Annotated in this window: 16 protein-coding genes; 9 read left to right on the plus strand and 7 right to left on the minus strand. The window is 62.8% G+C overall.

Going from position 1 to position 18,175, the window contains the following annotated elements:
- The first annotated feature begins 147 nt into the window (after positions 1–147).
- From DEVEQU_RS02135 to DEVEQU_RS02145, 3 genes are all read left to right on the plus strand, one after another.
- The gene (locus DEVEQU_RS02135) at positions 148–1,464 is read left to right on the plus strand and encodes an NAD(P)H-dependent oxidoreductase (RefSeq protein ID WP_126148930.1); all 1,317 of its coding nucleotides are present in this window, start codon (positions 148–150) and stop codon (positions 1,462–1,464) included.
- A 75-nt stretch (positions 1,465–1,539) separates the two neighbouring features.
- On the plus strand, positions 1,540–2,439 hold the full coding sequence (locus DEVEQU_RS02140) for a hypothetical protein (RefSeq protein WP_126148931.1): 900 nt from the start codon (positions 1,540–1,542) through the stop codon (positions 2,437–2,439).
- 17 nt (positions 2,440–2,456) lie between these two features.
- Complete coding sequence (locus DEVEQU_RS02145; protein ID WP_126148932.1) at positions 2,457–3,359, plus strand: hypothetical protein; 903 nt, start codon at positions 2,457–2,459, stop codon at positions 3,357–3,359.
- Positions 3,360–3,449: 90 nt separating this feature from the next.
- On the opposite strand, the gene DEVEQU_RS02150 is transcribed toward DEVEQU_RS02145, so the two are convergent.
- Both DEVEQU_RS02150 and deoD read right to left on the minus strand, forming a co-directional pair.
- Positions 3,450–3,812: a DUF1304 domain-containing protein gene (locus tag DEVEQU_RS02150; RefSeq protein WP_126148933.1), complete on the minus strand. Its 363-nt coding sequence runs from the start codon at positions 3,810–3,812 to the stop codon at positions 3,450–3,452.
- On the minus strand, positions 3,813–4,526 hold the full coding sequence (deoD, locus tag DEVEQU_RS02155; protein ID WP_126148934.1) for a purine-nucleoside phosphorylase: 714 nt from the start codon (positions 4,524–4,526) through the stop codon (positions 3,813–3,815).
- A gap of 136 nt (positions 4,527–4,662) precedes the next feature.
- Between deoD and argC the strand changes: the two genes are divergently transcribed.
- The 4 genes from argC (at position 4,663) to DEVEQU_RS02175 (ending at position 7,510) form a co-directional block, all read left to right on the plus strand.
- Positions 4,663–5,616 (plus strand): N-acetyl-gamma-glutamyl-phosphate reductase, encoded by a 954-nt coding sequence (gene argC, locus DEVEQU_RS02160; RefSeq protein ID WP_126148935.1) that lies wholly within the window; start codon positions 4,663–4,665, stop codon positions 5,614–5,616.
- Between the two features lie 219 nt (positions 5,617–5,835).
- Positions 5,836–6,441 carry a 3-isopropylmalate dehydratase small subunit gene (gene leuD, locus DEVEQU_RS02165; RefSeq protein ID WP_126148936.1) on the plus strand — a complete coding sequence of 202 codons (606 nt, stop codon included), beginning with the start codon at positions 5,836–5,838 and terminating at the stop codon, positions 6,439–6,441.
- Positions 6,442–6,450: 9 nt separating this feature from the next.
- Positions 6,451–6,846 carry a RidA family protein gene (locus DEVEQU_RS02170; protein ID WP_126148937.1) on the plus strand — a complete coding sequence of 132 codons (396 nt, stop codon included), beginning with the start codon at positions 6,451–6,453 and terminating at the stop codon, positions 6,844–6,846.
- 22 nt (positions 6,847–6,868) lie between these two features.
- Complete coding sequence (locus DEVEQU_RS02175; protein WP_126148938.1) at positions 6,869–7,510, plus strand: CPBP family glutamic-type intramembrane protease; 642 nt, start codon at positions 6,869–6,871, stop codon at positions 7,508–7,510.
- A 3-nt stretch (positions 7,511–7,513) separates the two neighbouring features.
- On the opposite strand, the gene DEVEQU_RS02180 is transcribed toward DEVEQU_RS02175, so the two are convergent.
- Positions 7,514–7,897 (minus strand): nucleoside diphosphate kinase regulator, encoded by a 384-nt coding sequence (locus DEVEQU_RS02180; RefSeq protein ID WP_126148939.1) that lies wholly within the window; start codon positions 7,895–7,897, stop codon positions 7,514–7,516.
- Between the two features lie 181 nt (positions 7,898–8,078).
- Between DEVEQU_RS02180 and DEVEQU_RS02185 the strand changes: the two genes are divergently transcribed.
- A complete protein-coding gene (locus DEVEQU_RS02185; protein WP_126148940.1) occupies positions 8,079–9,344 on the plus strand; it encodes a Glu/Leu/Phe/Val family dehydrogenase in 1,266 nt (421 codons plus the stop codon).
- 321 nt (positions 9,345–9,665) lie between these two features.
- On the opposite strand, the gene DEVEQU_RS02190 is transcribed toward DEVEQU_RS02185, so the two are convergent.
- Positions 9,666–12,929 (minus strand): S41 family peptidase, encoded by a 3,264-nt coding sequence (locus DEVEQU_RS02190; protein WP_126148941.1) that lies wholly within the window; start codon positions 12,927–12,929, stop codon positions 9,666–9,668.
- Between the two features lie 194 nt (positions 12,930–13,123).
- On the opposite strand from DEVEQU_RS02190, the gene leuB reads away from it, so the two are divergent.
- Positions 13,124–14,224: a 3-isopropylmalate dehydrogenase gene (gene leuB, locus DEVEQU_RS02195; RefSeq protein WP_126148942.1), complete on the plus strand. Its 1,101-nt coding sequence runs from the start codon at positions 13,124–13,126 to the stop codon at positions 14,222–14,224.
- A 267-nt stretch (positions 14,225–14,491) separates the two neighbouring features.
- Here leuB and rpsP read toward each other — a convergent pair whose 3' ends face one another.
- The 3 genes from rpsP to DEVEQU_RS02210 form a co-directional block, all read right to left on the minus strand.
- Positions 14,492–14,854, minus strand: a complete 363-nt coding sequence (rpsP, locus tag DEVEQU_RS02200) for a 30S ribosomal protein S16 (RefSeq protein ID WP_126148943.1) — start codon at positions 14,852–14,854, stop codon at positions 14,492–14,494.
- A gap of 35 nt (positions 14,855–14,889) precedes the next feature.
- Positions 14,890–16,476 carry a signal recognition particle protein gene (gene ffh, locus DEVEQU_RS02205; RefSeq protein ID WP_126148944.1) on the minus strand — a complete coding sequence of 529 codons (1,587 nt, stop codon included), beginning with the start codon at positions 16,474–16,476 and terminating at the stop codon, positions 14,890–14,892.
- Between the two features lie 223 nt (positions 16,477–16,699).
- Positions 16,700–18,133: a methyl-accepting chemotaxis protein gene (locus DEVEQU_RS02210; RefSeq protein ID WP_126148945.1), complete on the minus strand. Its 1,434-nt coding sequence runs from the start codon at positions 18,131–18,133 to the stop codon at positions 16,700–16,702.
- Positions 18,134–18,175 lie beyond the last annotated feature (42 nt).

The following is an 18,175-nucleotide window of genomic DNA, read 5'->3' on the forward strand; positions in this document are numbered from 1 at the left end:
CCCTCCCCCCTTGAGGGGGAGGGCCGGGGTGGGGGGTCCAGAGTCCGCCTCAATTTGAAATGAACTAGCTGACGCCCCAACCCCACGCCTCTTGCCCCGGCCGCCTCATGGGGCTATCGCAGGGCCAGCAACTGATCGGACCGTTTCATGCCCGCTAAAATCGCCCTGACCGGCATTGCCCGCGATCTCGCCGCCCGTGCCGAAGCGGGCAAGACCATTCGCGTCGGGGTTATCGGCTCGGGCGAAATGGGCACCGATCTGGTCACCCAGATGAGCCTGATGCAGGGCGTCGAGATGGCCGCCATCGCCACCCGCCGCCCCCAAACCGCGCTCGACGCCATGACCATCGCCTATGGCGAGGACAGTCGCGGCAAGGTGGCAGACAGCCCCGCCCAGGCCCGCGCCGCCATCGAGGCCGGCAAGATCGCCATCACCTCGGCCGAAACCCTGGTCACTACCGAGGGTATCGACGTCGTCATCGACGCCACCGGCAAGCCGGGCGTCGCCGCCGATTATGATCTCACCGCCATGGAGCATGGCAAGCATGTGGTGATGATGAATGTGGAGGCCGACGTCACCATCGGTCCCTATCTGAAAGCCCAGGCCGACCGGCTCGGCGTGGTCTATTCGGTCGGCGCCGGGGACGAGCCCTCCTCCTGCATGGAGCTGATCGAATTCGTCTCTGCGCTCGGGCTTGACATCGTCGCCGCCGGCAAGGGCAAGAACAATCCATTGAAGCATGACGCCGTCCCCGATGATTATCGTGAGGAAGCGGCGCGGCGGAACATGAACCCGCGCATGCTGGTGGAGTTCGTCGATGGCAGTAAGACCGCGGTCGAGATGACCGCTATCGCCAATGCAACCGGCCTGTTGCCCGATGTGCCCGGAATGCATGGCCCGGCGGCCGACCGCGATTCCATGGCCAAGGTGCTGATCCCCAAAGCCGATGGCGGTATCCTCAATTCCTCGGGCGTCGTTGATTTCACCATTGGCAAGGGTGTCGCCCCCGGCGTCTTCGTCATCGTCAAGGCGGAGCATCCCCGCATCATCGAGCGCATGGACGATCTCCATATCGGCCACGGGCCCTATTACGCCTTCTTCCGCCCCTATCACCTGACCAGCCTCGAAGTGCCGCTGACCTGCGCCCGCATCATGATGTATGGCAAGCCGGACATGGTACCGCTGCCCCGGCCGGTGGCCGAAGTCTGCGCGGTGGCCAAGCGCGACCTCAAGCCCGGCGACAGCCTCGATGCAATCGGGGAGACCTGCTATCGCTCCTATGCCATGACCGTTGGCGATGCCCGCGCCAGGGGGGCGGTTCCGGTCGGTCTGCTCGAAGGCGGCGCGGTCACGGCGCCGATCAAAAAGGGCGAGCTCATTACCCGCGCCAATGCCCAACCGGACATGACCACGCGACTATTCGCGCTCCGACAGGCGCAGGATAAAATGCTGGGGCTGCTGTAAAAACAGCGATTGCCCCAATCTCGCCCCGCTTACCTGCAGGGATCAAGGACCTTCCGACGACAGGGGCAATCGCCGATGAAGCGTCTTTCCATAGGTCTTGCATGTGTCTCAGCCTTTAGCCTTCCCGCCCTGGCGGAGTTTCCGCCCGAATTGCACGAGGCTGCGCCTATCTGCGCCCCGCTGATGGAGAATACCGGCCTGATCGAGACTGGCTATGGCAGCACGATTGCAGACATCGAAAACGGCTGCCGCCTCGAAGCCATCTATGCCGGCCTCGGCCTCTATCAGCGCCTGCGCATCGACAGGCTCGATATCATCGCCTCCGATTTCGAATCCGCCCTCATCGGACAGCGTCCGTTCGAAGCGGCGCGGATCAGCATCAAGGGCGCGCGCGTCTCTCCCGATTTCGGCTATCCGCTGCAAAGCTACATTACCGAAATGCAGGTTCGCCCCTTCGACCTCGATCTCGATTACCGCTGGGACGCCGAGACCGGCGATCTCGAAATTGCCCGCCTCCATGCCGAAGGCCGGGTGATTGGCGCCTGGGACTTCTCCGCTCGCCTCACCGGCGTGCCCGATCTTGGCCTCGCCCGCACCGGCGCCGCCCCCGCAGATTTCGGCCTTGAAAGCCTCACCCTCAGCTTTGCTGAACGGGAACTGGTGCTCGGCTATATCCTGCCGCTGGTGCTCAATACGCTGCCCTATGACCAGGACCCGGCGCCGCATATCGAGACTGGAATAGCGGCCTTTGTCGAGGCCATCGAAAATGCGCCCGAAGCCAATATCAGCAGCGACAGCAAGGCAGCGCTGATCGACCTTATCAGCCGCTTTCCAAAGCTCGACGGCGCCCTCGGCACATTTGAAATCAGCGGTCTGGACGAACCCTTGCCCGTCGAAGCCCTCTTCATCGAGAGCGCGGATGATTTCGCCGCCTTCTTGGCCGCCAGCCGGCTCAGCCTCGACCCCGCGCCCTGAGCCGAGGAGAAACGCCCATGCTTCGCTTCGCCCCATACCTTGCCGTTGCCTTTCTCCTTGGTCCTGTTCCGCTTGTGGCCGAGGATAATCCCGCCCCCCTGCGCGATTGCCGGGCGCTGCTGAAAGCGGTGCAGAGCGAGGTTACCCGCACGCCCGAAACCACGGCGGAAGCGGTGCCCGGTGGGTGCCGCTTCACTCAGGTGGGTTATCTTCTCGAGGGCATGGTCGAATATCGCGCCGATGCAGTGACGTTGCTAACGCCCCAGCTCTTGGCGACCTTTCCGACCGAAGCGGTTTTCAAATCCGCCGATCTGTCGATCCAGGGCCTGCGCATCCTCCCCAGGACCGGCAATGCCATGAGTGACTATCTGACCTCGCACTATAGCAAGCCGATCAATATCGAGCTGGTCTATGACACCGATCCCGCAACGCTGACGGCGCAGCTCAAGCGCTTTTCCTTCGATGCCGGCGACATTGGCCGGCTGACGCTGTTTGCCCGCTTCTCCAATTTCGACAATACCGACATTGATTATACCGGCCTTGGCAACGAGATGGGCGTGCTGCACGAGCTCGGCCTTGCCATCGAGGATAACGGGCTGCTGGCAAGCTATGTGCTGCCATTGCTGCTCTCGGGCTTCAGCTATGACGAAGACCCCCGCCCGGTGCTTGCGGCGCGAAAGATAGCGGTTTCGACCGCCATTCGCGCCTTGCCCGAAAGCCTGTTGTCATCGGTGAGTGCAGAATCCCTGGTGCGTTTCGTCACGGCTTTTCCGCTGGCCCATGGCAATTGGACGCTCCATTTCGAAAGCGAGAAGGGGTTGCCGCTTTCCGCGCTGGACGCTTCCAGCCTCGACGATTTCGCGGCGCTTCTCGCCAGTGATGCCAGGATTACCGCAACCGCCGACTATCGACCGGATTAACGCCCTCCGGAGCGCGGCGGCGCGGTATGGTTGGCCCTCCCCATTGAGGGGAGGGGCGATGGAGCCGCATCCAGCAGAACGTGAAACGCTCTAGGCCAGCCAGATTGCGATGATCGCGATCATGGCCGGGACCGTCTGGATGAACAAGATCTTCCTGCTCGACGTCACCGCACCAATGATACCGGCGACGGCCACGCAGGCCAGGAAGAAGAGCTGGATCTGCCAGGCGATGGCCGGGTCCGGATGCACCAGGCCCCAGATCAGGCCAGCGGCCAGGAAACCGTTATAGACCCCCTGATTGATGGCGAGCACCTTGGTCTGTCGAGCAAATTCCGGCGTCAGGTTGAACGCCTTCTGCCCGCGCGGCGTGTCCCACCACAAGACTTCGAGCAGCATGATATAAAGGTGGAGCAGCGCAACCAGCCCCACCAGGATCATCGCAACAACAGCCATTTAAGCCTCCACGGCCACGTCGAGCGCCAATTCGACCATGTCGCGCAGCGAGGTCTGGCGGGCCTCGGCGTCGATCTCGTCCTTGGTGATCAGGCAGTCGGTCATGGTGCAGATGGTCAGCGCCTTGACCTCGAACCTGGCCGCCAGCGTGTAAAGCGCGGCGGCCTCCATCTCCACGCCGATAATGCCATGGGCCGGCAACTTGTCGTAACCGGCAAAGCCATCGGCGTGGTAGAAGATGTCGGAAGACAGCATGTTGCCGGCATGGAAGCGCAGTCCGCGCGCATCGGCCTTGTCGGCGGCAGACCGCAGCAGGCCGAAATCGGCGATGGGGGCGAAATTATAGGGCCCGAACCGGTCGCGCACGATGGCACTGTCGGTCGAGGCAGCCTGTGCCAGCACCACGTCGCGCACCTTCACCTTGGTGTTGAGGCCACCGCAGGTGCCGACGCGGATCAGCGTCTTGAGGCCATAGACATTGATCAGCTCGTGTACATAGATCGAGAGCGAGGGCTGGCCCATGCCGGTGGCCTGCACCGAAACCGGCTTGCCTTTCCAGGTCCCGGTATAGCCCAGACAATTGCGCACAGAATTGACCAGCCTGGCGTCAGTCAGAAAATTCTCGGCGATCCATTTGGCACGAAGCGGGTCACCCGGCAGCAGCACGGCTTCAGCATAGTCACCCGGCTTGGCATGATTGTGCGGCGTGGTCATCGACTTCTTCCCTTTTGTCCATTTGGTCAAATCATTGCCATCCAGATCGGACAAAGACAATGGCGGGCGCGCGAAGTGCTTGACGCGGGGACCCGCTGGCCCCATCTACGCAGCGCTGTACAAGGAGACAGGCACAATGGTCGCGAAAATCTTCATCGATGGCGAAGCCGGAACCACGGGTCTGCAGATCCGCGAGCGTCTCGCCGGTCGCCGCGACCTCGACGTCATCTCCATTGCCCATGACAAGCGCAAGGATCTCGACGAGCGCAAGCGGCTGCTCAACGCCGCCGATGTGGCAATCCTCTGCCTGCCCGACGATGCCGCCAAGCAGAGCGTGTCGCTGATCGAGAACGACACGACCAAGGTCATCGATGCCTCGACGGCCTATCGCGTCGATCCCGATTGGACCTATGGCTTTGCGGAAATGGAGCCGGGTCAGACCGAGGCCATCGCCAAGGCGCGGCGCGTCGCCAATCCCGGCTGCTGGCCGCAGGGGCTGATCGCCTCGCTGCGGCCGCTGATCGAGGCGCGGCTGCTGCCCGGCGACTACCCGGTCTCCTATCACGGCATTTCGGGCTATTCCGGCGGCGGACGGCAGATGATCGAGGACTATGAGGCCGCGGGCACGACACCCAGCCAGTTCATGCCCTATGGCCTCAGCTTCAAGCACAAGCATCTGCCCGAGATGCAGGCCTATTCCGGCCTCAATCGCGCCCCGCTGTTCGAGCCGGTAGTGGGCAATTTCGCGCAGGGGATGACCAATTCGGTGCCGCTGCATCTCGACATGGTCGCCGAAATTCCGACCGGCAAGGATTTGCACGCCGCGCTAGCCGACTATTACGCCGCCATCTCCGATGGCTTTGTGCGTGTGGCGCCCTATGAGGCCGGTCTCGCCAAGACCGCCGCACTCGACCCCCAGACCCATAACGGCACCAATGTCATGACCCTGCATGTCTTTGCCAATGACGAGACCGCCCAGGCGGTTATCGTCTCGGTCTATGACAATCTGGGCAAGGGCGCTTCTGGCGCCGCCGTGCAGAACCTCAACATCATGCTCGGCGTCGACCCGCGCGAGAGCCTTGAGGGTTGAAACACCCCCACCCGGCCTCCCCCTGAAACAGGGGGAGGAGAAGAGTACCCCTGATGGGTCGGCAAACGCGTTTCGTCCCTCCCCCTTGTTCAGGGGGAGGTTAGGTGGGGTTCCGTACCGCATTCGCAAAGACCTAACCGTACGCTTCGGTACGGTTAGGCCTTGACCGAAACCCCGGTTTCGCGCGATGACGCGTGCAGTAGCGAGGTCCACTGCCCCATGGAAAAATTCACCACCCTGACCGGTGTCGCGGCGCCCCTGCCGATCATCAATATCGACACCGACATGATCATCCCCAAGCAATACCTCAAGACCATCAAGCGCACGGGGCTGGGCACCGCCCTGTTCTCCGAAATGCGCTACAATGAGGACGGCTCGGAAAATCCGGATTTCGTGCTCAACAAGCCCGCCTATCGGCAGGCCAAGATCGTCATTGCCGGCGACAATTTCGGCTGCGGCTCGAGCCGCGAGCATGCCCCCTGGGCGCTGGCCGATTTCGGCATTCGCTGCGTGATCTCCACCAGCTTCGCCGACATCTTCTACAATAACTGCTTCAAGAACGGCATTCTGCCGCTCGTCGTCACCGCCGAGCAGCTCAAGCTGCTGCTGGACGATGCCGAGCGCGGCTCCAACGCCACCCTCACCATCGATCTCGAAGCCCAGACCATCAAGGGCCCCGATGGCGGCACGCTCAATTTCGACATCGATCCGGCGCGCAAGCACATCCTGCTCGAAGGGCTCGATGATATTGCCGGCACGCTGAAGTCCGATCCCGCCATCAGCTCCTTCGAGGGCAAGATGGCCGCAAACCGCCCCTGGCTCTAAGGAACACACATGGTCCAGCGCGTTTCCACCGGCTCGCCCTTCGAGGCGACCTTCGGTTATTCCCGTGCCGTCCGCCACGAAGACACCGTCTATGTCTCGGGCACCACGGGCTATGACTATGCCACGATGACCATGCCGGAGAGCGTGGGCGAGCAGGCCAAGAATGCGCTGGCGACCATCGACAAGGCGCTCAAGCAAGCCGGCTCCTCGATCGAGGATACGGTGCGCGTGGTCTATTATGTCGGCGATCGCGCTGATGTCGACGCGGTGGTTGCTGCCGTTGGCCCCGTGTTCAAGGATATCCGCCCGGCTGCCTCCATGCTCATCGTGCAGATGATCGAAGCCGGTATGAAGATCGAGATCGAAGTCACCGCCCGTATCGGCGCGGCCACCAGCCACAGCTGATCAGAGGGGCGGCGCCGCGACCATGACCCGGCCGCAAATCGCCCTTCTCCTGCATGCAGCGCTCCTTATCGGGGCGCTGTTTTTGCTTGTGCCCTGGCTTACGAGTTGGGACCCGCGCGCCGGCTATCTGTTTTCCCTGGTCTTTTACTGGCTGTTTTTCTGCCTGCCGGTGATCGGCTGGCACGCCCTGCCCGGCAATGACGGCCAATTGTTCACCGAACGCCTGCCTTGGCGCTATTGGTGGTTTATTCCGCTGCTGTTGTTGCAGGTGGGCCTGGTGGCGCTGGCCAGTTTTGCGCCCAATACGGCCATACTGACCAGCGGAGCGATGTGGCTGGCACTGCTCATCGGCGTGATCAATGGCCCGCTGGAAGAAATCGCCTGGCGTGGCGGCTTTCTCGGTGCCTTCCGCGCGCGCCCGACCCTGGGCTTCTGGCTGGGCTGGGCGCTGTTTACCGCCTGGCACATACCGCTGGCGCTGAGCGTGGGTATCAGCTTCGATGGCGGGGCGTTGGCGCTTATCGGCGGGGCCGCCGCGCTCGGCCTGTTCTGGAGCTGGGTGGTGTGGATGACCGGATCGGTCTTTTACGTGAGCATCGCCCACGCCCTCACCAATCTCTTCGCCTTCTGGGTGCTATTCGACCGCAATGGCTTTGCGGCCTGATCCCTACCAGCCGTAATCGAGCACGGTCAGGGTGCGGATACGCTCGCCATCCATCCATTCGATGGTGGAATTGCGGTGCATGCCGATCAGGGCCGCGCCGACGGGCCCGAGAATGGGCACATTGCCCCGCTCTCCAAACGGCCGGTTGGGATAGGTCAGCACCCCCAAACGCATGCGCGGCTCGTCATCGAGCCGGAACATGACCCGTTGCCCCATAGACACCCCCGCTGGATCCCAGGGATCGCACACCTCGGCACGCTTCAATTCGCGCTCAAGATAGGCCGAGACATAGGGCTGGGTGTGAAAGGACCGCTCCGCCAACAGCATGACGCGGTTGTAGTCGTCGGCATTGATGAGGATGTCGGGCAGCGGCAGGGACGGAAACACGTTTGGAACCCAGAATTGGACTGCCCCTCATATGTCTGCCTGCGCGTTTGCACAGTCAATGGGCAGAAAACAATATTTCAGGGCAATTTGTGTCAGGTTTATTGACCTAACCCCATGCGCATGGCAGATAGATGCCGCAAATTTATGCATGCTGCATAATTCATGTTCATGAGGGTTAACCATGTCCGACGACACCCTGCTCGACCGCGCGCTCATTCGCCTGGAAGAAGCTGCCAACCATCTGCAGATCGATCCGGACGTGACCGAGAAACTCAAATATCCGCGCGAAACCACCAAGACGCGCCTCTTGATCCGCATGGATGACGGCTCGCGCAAGTCGTTCCTGGCCTGGCGCTGCCGCTATGACGACACCCGCGGCCCCACCAAGGGCGGCATCCGCTTCCATCCGGATTCCACCATCGAGGAAGTCGAGACTCTCGCTTTCTGGATGACCTTCAAATGCGCGGTGATGAACCTGCCCTATGGCGGCGGCAAGGGTGCCATCCGCGTCGACCCGCATGGGCTCTCCAAGTCCGAACTGGAACGCCTCAGCCGTGCCTATGTGCAGGCCTTCGCCAACATCATCGGACCCGACCGCGATATTCCGGCGCCCGATGTCTACACCAATGCCATGATCATGGGCTGGATGAGCGACGAATATAACCAGATCACCGGCCAGGTTTCGCCGGCCGTGATCACCGGCAAGCCCATTGCTCTCGGCGGCTCGCTCGGCCGCAACGACGCTACGGCACGCGGCGGCTTCTATCTCGTACGGCATCTGGCCACCGAGCTTGGCCTCGACAAGGACCACACCGTCGCCATCCAGGGCTTCGGCAATGCCGGTCAGTTTTACGCCCGCCTGACCGCTGCCGATGGCAATTCGGTGGTTGCCGTTTCCGACTCGGCCGGTGCCATCTACCGTCCGGGCGGCCTCGACGTCGAAAAGCTGATCGCCGGCAAGAATGCCGGCCGCCGGGTCGCCGACATGGCGTCCGAACTGGGCGCCAAGGTCATCACCGCGGACGAATTGCTGTCTGTGGAAGCCGACCTCCTGGTCCCGGCGGCGCTTGAGGACATGATCACCAAGGACAATGCCGGCACCATCAAGGCCAAGGTGCTGCTCGAACTGGCCAATGGCCCGGTGACGCCGGATGCCGACAAGGTGCTCGAGGGCAAGGGCATCGTGGTGCTGCCCGATATCCTAGCCAATGCCGGCGGCGTCACCGTCTCCTATTTCGAATGGGTGCAGAATCGGCAGGGCTATTACTGGGACCTCGAAGAGATCCACGCCCGCCTGCTCAAGATCGTCGAGCGCGAGGGCCGTGCCGTCTGGACCATCGCCAAGGACCGCAATGTCTCGGCCCGCTCGGCGGCCTATATCCACGCCCTGGGGCGCCTGGCTACTGCCATCGAAGCGCATGGCACCCAGCCGTTCTTTGCCGGCTGACTTTTGGCAGCGGCCTGTCGCCGCGTGGTCCATTGCCAGACATGCGAAAGGCGCCCGATGGGCGCCTTTCTTTTTCTATGTCGTTTCACGTTCTGGTTGATGCGGCTCCATGGCCAACCTGAAGGAGGGCCGGGGTAGGGTCGTCAGTGAAGAACCGATGGCCCCCCTCCCTTAATCCCTCCGCTCAAGGGGGAGGGAGGCGAAAGCCCCCAATTCCGTTCATCACTGAGCCCAAAGTGGACACTGCCGGTCTAGGCCGGGATGACCGCGGTTGGGGTGGCTCCGAGGTCAAGACTGAAACGCACCCCGCCGCAATCGGCCTTAGCGCAGACGGCAGTCGGCGTCGGCGCCGATTTCCTCCATCAGCACCGAGATCGCCGCTTCGAGCTGCGGGTCGGTGTTGAGGCCGACCGTGTTGGGATTGAACGGCACGAGGATTTCCGGCTCGATGATATTGTTCTCGTAAAGCGTGCCATCGATGCGGCGATGCGGCAGCACCGGCAGGCCATAGAACAGACCCGGCACGACAGCGCTTTTCACATAGTCGACCGAAGTGCCGGTATTGAGCACCACATCGCCGACGATCTTGCCGATGCCATTGTCCTGATAGGCCTGCGGGAACATCGAGCCATCCGAATAGCCGAAGCTGTCGACCACCACGGCGCTTGGCCACACCCAGCGATTGTTCGGCTCGACATCGAGCGGACCCTGCGCCCAGCCATTGGTGGAATAGGCCTCGCCCGTGAGCAGGGTGATCAGCTCGCGGGTGAGATTGCCGCCCCCATTGGAGCGCACATCGATCAGCGCCGCCTTGGCGATGCCGCGCTTGGCTTCGAGATTGCCCAGCAGATCGAGATAGGCGTCGTTGTTCATCTCCGGCACATATTGATAGGCGATGCAGCTGTTGGAGAGGCGATCCACCATTTCCCGCCGGGCATTGATGAGGCGGGTCTTGGCCAGTCCGGCTTCATCGAGCTGGTCGAGTGGCTTGACCGTATAGAAGCGCTCTTCGCCGGTCTGGCTGTCGGTAACGCCCACCTGGGCCGGACGGCCGACATTGAGGCTCAGCAGGCGCTCGATGCCGCCATCGTCGGGAACATCGACGCCATTGATGGAGCTGATGATATCGCCCGGCTCGACATCGATGGAACGGCGATCAAGCGGACCGCCTGGCAGGATGGCGGCGACGCGCCGTCCCTGCCCCTCAAAGCCATGGTCGAGATAGATGCCCAGCGAGTCATTGCTGTTGCCAAGGTCCGACCGCGCCGCTTCGGCACCGCCATAGCCGGTGAACATGTGCGAACCCGACAGTTCGCCATACATGGCCGAGATCAGTTCCTGGAGCTCGCGATCGCTGGCGATGGAGCCAAGATAGGCGCGGTATTTGTCACCAATTGCGGCCCAGTCGCGCCCCTGATGGGCGCTGTCATAATAGCGATATTGCGCATCGGCCCAAGCCTGCTCGAATGCCGCAAGCCGTGCGGCGTCGGCGTCGCGCGAGAAGAATACACGGGAATCGATGATGCTCATCTGGTCGGGCGCCATTACCGGCACGCGCAGGATGGCCCCCTCGATCTTCACATCGACTACCCCGAGATCGGCGACATAGGACAGGGCCTGCCAGCCCGGGGCAGGAAACTCTCCGATGGTTTCGATACTGCCATCGACCAGGCTGATGGTCTGCAGGGCCATGGTGTCGCCATCGACCGGCGCCACGGAAAGCAGGGTCTTCTGGTCCGGCAGAGGCTGCAGGATTTCGGCTTCGGCGGCGCCAAAGGTCAGCCGGCCCTCGAGACTGAGGGGGCGGAATGCAGGCAGCTCATAGCGCCGAAACACCGGATTGCCGTCCTCGTCCTCATCGAACCCGGTATCGATGCCCTCGACCACGTCAAGGAAATCCTGTCGCGCGGCTTCGGAGAGGAAGATGCGGTAGATATCGGTGCCCTGGGCATGCAGCTGCGCGGACCGAGCGCCGTAAAGCGTGGTATAGCCGAGCACCTGGCCGCCATCGGCGCTCCAGGTCATGCCGAACATATTGGGAATATTGCCCACCGGCATGGCCGCAGCGCTGCCATCGGCAGGCACGATGGCGACGCGGCGGGACTCGGTGCCGCCCATGGAGCGCCAATGCACCAGCAGGTGCGTGGAACTGGGCGACCAGGCAAAGCTCATATCATTGTCGGTATAGACCGAGTTATAATCGCCATCGCCGACCAGCGCCGTCACCTCGCCGCTCTCGAGATCGAACACCTGGATTTCACGACGGTCGGCGACGAAGGCGAGCTTGCTGCCATCGGGTGAAAATACCGGATTATAGGCATTGCCGGTTTCAGGCACGTAGAGCGGGATTTCCGCAAAACGCGGCAGCAGGGCCGTATCTTCAGCATCGCCGCGCAACTCGACCCCGTAAATGCCCCAGCGATGATCGCGGATGGCGGCATAGGCCAGCATGGTGCCGTCGGGCGAGAAGGTGATGTCTTTTTCCTGGCCCGGCGTAGCGGTCACCTGTCGGACGGTACCGCTGGTGTCCTGCACGAAGACATCGGCATTGTAGACCATGGCGAACACCTCGCCATCGGGTGAAGAGGCAAAGCCCTGATTGGTGCTGCCGATATAGTTGCTCTGCCGATTGGCGCGCTGCTCGAGCGTCAGCACCTCAATGGGGCTGGCTTCTGCAGCATCAGCCGGCTTGACATAGATCCGGCCGCGATTGGCGAAAGCGAGGGTGCCATTGTCGGCAATGGACAGATCGCGGACCGGATCGCCTTCGAACCGGGTGATCTGGGTCTCGACGCCGGAGGCAATATCGAGCTGCCAGACATTGAGCCAGCCGGTGGCCTCCGAGAGGTAGTAGAGCGAGGCTCCGTCGGCGCTCCACACCGGATTGTGGCGGTCGATACCATCGGCCTCGAACACCGGCTCATGGTTGCCGCTCACCGGATCATAGGTCCACAGCTGACGTGCATTGGGCAGCACGCGGTGCTGGCGATCTTCGGGATCGACCGAAGGATTGTAGGTATAGACCAGTCTGGTCTGATCCTGGTTCCAGCGCGCCTGCTCGGCCAGATTGGGCAGTACGAGGCTTTCGCGACCCGTCTCAGTGCTCACTTGATAAAGCTGCGGCTTGCCGGAGAGTGCAGCCTGCACGCTGCGCTCGGCGTCACCCAGTCGAACGGCCGTATAGAGGATGGACTTGCCATCCGGACTGAAACCGGTGGGCACTTCATCGGCGGATGACCAGGTCAGGCGCTCAAGCGTGCCGGAGAAATCGGTGACATAGACATCGTCATCGCCATTGAGATTGGAGGCAAAGGCCAGACGCTCCGAATCCGGCGACCAGGTGGCGCGGTGCGAATAAATGCCATTGGCAGTCAGCGGAACGGCCAGTCCACCCTCGGCATCGACGATGAAGACACGGCCACGATAGGTAAAGCTCAGCGTCTCGCCATCGGGGGCGATGGCGGGAAACCGCACCCATGCGGAGGTCTCGCCCAGATCGCGACTGGCGGCGGCGTCCTCGGCAAGGGCCGGCGCCATGGCGGCCATGATGGCCAGGATGGAAAGTGCGGCTGGTCTTATGATCATCTGAAATACCCCCAATGCAAAGCGTTGAGATAATCGGGCGGGGGGTAAAAACTTGCTAACGCAAAAGAAAACGCCATGCCGACAGGGTTAAGGCTTTCCTAGCGTCACGCCGCTGCTTGCGCGCGAGGGGGAAAAGGCGCTATGTCCCGCCCCACGAGGTGTACCCACCAGTACGGCGAGGAGTTTTGACCCACATGGCCACCCATTCCCTTTTCCTTCTGCCCGGCGACGGCATCGGCACCGAGATCATGGTCGAGGTGGAAAAGCTCATCGCCTGGACCAATGCCGAAGGTCTCACCGACTTTTCGACCGAGAGCGGTCTGGCCGGCGGCGCTGCTTATGACGCCCATGGCGTTGCCATCACCGACGAGGACGTTGCCAAGGCCAAGGCGGCCGATGCGGTGATCTTCGGCGCCGTGGGCGGCCCCAAGTGGGATAACGTCCCCTATGAGCATCGCCCCGAAGCCGCTTTGCTGCGCCTGCGCAAGGAACTGGCCGTCTTCGCCAATCTGCGCCCCGCCATCTGCTACCCGGCGCTTGCCGAAGCCTCTTCGCTCAAGCGCGAACTGGTCGAGGGCCTCGATATCCTTATCGTGCGCGAACTGACCGGCGGCGTCTATTTCGGCGAGCCCAAGACCATTACCGATCTTGGAGACGGCCAGAAGCGCGCCGTGGATACCCAGGTCTATGAGACCTACGAGATCGACCGCATCGCCCGCGTCGCCTTCGATCTCGCCCGCACCCGTGGCGGCAAGGTGCATTCGGCCGACAAGAAGAATGTCATGAAATCAGGCGTGCTCTGGGACGAAGTGGTCAAGGGCGTCGGCAAGGATTATCCCGACGTCGCGCTGCACCACATCCTGGCCGACAATGCCGCCATGCAACTGGTGCGCACGCCAAAACAGTTCGACGTCATGGTCACCGACAATCTCTTCGGCGATATTCTTTCCGACGTCGCCGCCATGCTCACCGGCTCGCTGGGCATGCTGCCCTCCGCCTCGCTCGGCGCACCCGATCCGGTGACCGGCAAGCGCAAGGCCTTTTATGAGCCCGTCCACGGCTCGGCGCCTGATATCGCCGGCAAGGGCATTGCCAATCCCATCGCCATGATTGCCAGCTTCGCCATGGCCCTGCGCTACAGCTTCGGCATGATCGAGCTGGCCACCCGCGTTGAAGACGCAATTTCCGCAGTGCTCAGCGACGGGCTGCGCACCGGCGACATCGCCCAGGCCAATTGCAAGACCGTCGGCACCGAGGAAATGGGCGCGGCGATTCTGGCGAAGTTGAAGGCTTGACGCCGTCCTGAAGGGCAAATCGCTTCGGTGGAGCGATTTGAGGCGGCAAGGCCATGAGCGCTATGCGCGAATGGCGGCCAAGGGCACCAATATATCAGTCGTCACCCTCGGGCTTGCCCCGAGGGGGCGTAGGTCCCCAGAACTCCGCAAGTGTAGTGCCCTCGGGTCAAGCCCGAGGGTGACGAACGGTGGGGTGAAAGTTAAGCAACAAAAGCCCCGGTGTCTCCACCGGGGCTTTTGCATTTGGGACCAAACTGGTCGCAAAACTTATTCTGCGGCGCCTTCGGCGGCGGCAGCGGCCTTGGCGGCCTTTTCTTCAGCGCGTTCCTTGGCCTTTTCGCCGGGCTCGCCCTTGTTCGGGTTGTTGCGGGCTTCGCGCTTGGCAACGCCGGCGGCGTCGAGGAAACGCAGCACGCGGTCGGTCGGCTGGGCGCCAACGCCGACCCAATGCTGGGCGCGTTCAGCGTTCAGCACGACGCGGTTTTCGGCGGTCTTGTCGAGCAGCGGGTTGAAGGTGCCCAGCTTCTCGATGAAGCGGCCGTCGCGGGGCGAGCGGGCATCGGCAACGACGATGTGGTAGAAGGGGCGCTTCTTGGTGCCGGCGCGGGCAAGGCGGATCTTGAGAGACATTGCGATATTCCTAGGCTGTCAGTTTGAGGTTCGGGTTATTTCTTCTTGCCCAGGCCAGGAAGGCCGGGGAAACGCGGAGCGCCGCCGATACCGGGAAGAACCGGTCCGCCGGAGGATTTCAAAAGCGCATTGACGTCGCTGGGGAGCGCCTTCTGCGCCGGGGGCAGATCGGCAGAGGGCAGGCCCTTGAGCTGTTCGGGATTGATCCCGGCCTGGCGCGCCATCTGTTCGAGCTGCTTGGGGTCCATCTTGGAGAGATCAGGCATGCCGCCGAGCATGCCCCCCATCTTGCCGCCAAACATGCCACCGAGGGCACCCATGCCGCCCTTGGAGACCTTTTTCATCATGTCCGCCATCTGGCGGTGCTGCTTGGCCAGCTTGTTGATTTCCGAGACCTCGACACCGGCACCGGCGGCAATGCGCTTGCGGCGGCTGGCATTGAGCAGGTCCGGATCGGCCCGCTCCTTCTTGGTCATGGAATTGATGATGGCGACCTGGCGATCGAACACCTTCTCGTCGATATTGGCGCCCGCCATGGCTTTCTTGATCTGGCCGGCACCGGGAAGCAGGCCCATCAGCCCGCCCATGCCGCCCATCTTCTTCATCTGCAGCAGTTGAGCGCGCAGGTCTTCGAAGTCGAAGGAGCCCTTCTTGAGCTTCTTGGCCATCTTGGCCGCGTCTTCGGCCGTAACATGTTCCGCCGCCTTCTCGACCAAGCTGACGATGTCGCCCATGCCCAGGATACGGTCGGCAATGCGCGCGGGATGGAAATCTTCCAGCGCATCCATCTTTTCGCCGACACCGATCAGCTTGATCGGCTTGCCGGTGGCCGCGCGCATCGACAAAGCCGCGCCGCCACGGCCATCGCCGTCGACGCGGGTCATGACGATGCCGGTGACATCCAGCCGCCCGTCGAAGGAGCGGGCGACGTTGATCGCGTCCTGGCCGGTCAGCGCATCGACGACGAGCAGGATTTCATGCGGCTTGGCAATATCCTTGATGGCAACGGTCTCGGCCATCAGCTCTTCATCGATATGGGTGCGGCCGGCGGTGTCGAGAATGAGAACGTCATAACCACCGAGACGGCCTTCGCGCTCGGCGCGGCGGGCGATCTCGACCGGGGTCTCGGTGGTAACGATCGGCAATGTATCGACGCCGACCTGCTCACCCAGCACGCGCAGCTGCTCCATGGCGGCGGGGCGGCGGGTATCGAGGGAGGCGAGCAGGACCTTCTTCTTGTTCCGGTCCTTGAGGCGTTTGGCAATCTTGGCGGTGGTGGTGGTCTTGCCCGAGCCCTGGAGGCCGACCATCAGCAGCGTAACAGGCGCCGGGGCATTGAGGTCGATGGTGACGGCATCGGACCCGAGCACCTGCACAAGCTCGTCATTGACGATCTTGACCACCTGCTGGCCCGGCGTCACCGAACGGGTCACCTCGGCGCCAACGGCGCGCTCGCGCACCTGCTCGACAAAGGCCCGCACGACTTCGAGGCTAACGTCAGCCTCGATCAGCGCCCGGCGGATTTCGCGCATGGCCGCGTCGACATCGGCCGCGTTGAGCGCGCCGCGTCCGCGAAGACCATCGAATATCTTGCCAAGCCGGTCTGAGAGGCTCTCGAACATCTTTTTTCCTTTTCGCTCGCGGGGGTCAGTCCCCGGAGAGATAAGTGCCAAAAGACCAAATGCAAAACCCACCCGCGGGCGCAACGCGCTGGCGGATGTTGGCCTCCGGGATCGTGGTACCCTAGCGGGGTCCCGGTCGGCTGGTCAGGAGCAAAAGCCTGATGAACAGGGTCGCTTTAGGGGAAGTCGCCCGCCGAGTCAAGAAAAGCGGGCAAGTTCGGCCTCAAACCCTGAAGGCCACCCTGAGCCCGCCCCAATGGCGGCCCCGCACCATGATCGGGGCCGAGCAATCCTTCATCAGCGCGAACTGCCCGCCGCCCATGTCGCGCCGATAGGTCTGGAGCAGGAAGGGTTTTGTCGAGCGCCCGGCAGAGAGGCCCGTACGGTCGCTGAAAATGCGACGATTGCGGCAATTGGCGGCGTTCCACACGGGGTCATCGCCCTGTGGCTGCGAATAGATGCGGTTATGCGTCGGCAGATAGCCATTGCGATCCACCGCTGCACAAAAGGCGATGCGCTTGTCGAGCGCCAGGACCGGTTCCTGGATGGGCGGCAGCAGTTTGTCGGCCAGCTGGGTGAAGCGGGTCAGCATCTGTTTGGGATTGGTGCCGGGTACTTCGCGATAATTCTGATCGAAGAGGTCATCGAGGCTGATCTCGCCACGCTCAAGGGCGATCTCGAAGGCTTTCGCCACTTCGTCGGCCTTGGCCCGCGCCACGGCGATAAAGGGCGCATCGGCGGTTTCCACTCCGGCTTCGACCAGGAACAGCATGAAATCCTCGGAAATGCCGAGAATGGAATTGGTGCGCTGCTCGGTCTTTTCCAGATGCCCGCGGCAAGCGGCGACGCCATCGGCCAGCGCCGACAATTCCGCCTGCATGGTCTCGAAACCATCGATGGAGCGCTCGACCGGCTGGGCCATGGCGTCGATATCGTCCACCAGCCGCCCAACGCTGTGGACCAGGGTTTCCAGCGTGGCGGTAGCGTGGCTGGCGGCATCGGAATCGGCCATGGCAATCTGCGCCGCCTCGGCATTACTGCCGGCCTGGTTGCGCAAATGGGCCAGCGCTTCGGTGAGGTCACCCAGATGTGCCACAGTCTGGCCGGAGAACCCTTGGATCTGGTCGGCCAGGCTTTTGACCGCATTGGCGATGATGGCAAAGCCACGCCCGGCTTCGCCGGCACGCGCCGCCTCCACCGAGGCATTGAGCGCCAGGAGTTTGGTTTCGCGCGCGATCTGGGCGATGGCGGCGCTGGCGCGCTCGACCCCGGCCACGGTGCCCGACACGCTTTCGAGCGTCGACTGAAAGCTCATCGCGCCATCCGAGAGCGCCGCCATGGTGCCGGTGGTGCGCGTCACCACCGCCGAAACGGTGGCGGTGCTTTGGTCGAGAATGCGGCGCGCTTCCGCCGCCGCCTGGCGCGTCGTGCCCATGGTGCGGCTGACCTGGGCGGTGACGGCGTTGAGCTCGCCGGCCGCACTGCGCGCCGCTTCCGCCTGCAGCGCCTGTTGCTGGCTGATGGCCGAAATGTCGCCGATAAGTCCCGCCACGTCGGCAATTTCGACGCCAAGCCGTCCAGCCCTATCGCCGATCTCGGATAAACGCACATCCCTGCCGCCCGGTCCCTCAACCGGCGTCACCGCATATGCTGGCATTGTCTCCTCCGCGCCGTCCGCCTCTCCCCAGGGGCGTTCAGC

The organism is Devosia equisanguinis (assembly GCF_900631955.1).
GTDB classification, from domain to species: domain Bacteria; phylum Pseudomonadota; class Alphaproteobacteria; order Rhizobiales; family Devosiaceae; genus Devosia; species Devosia equisanguinis.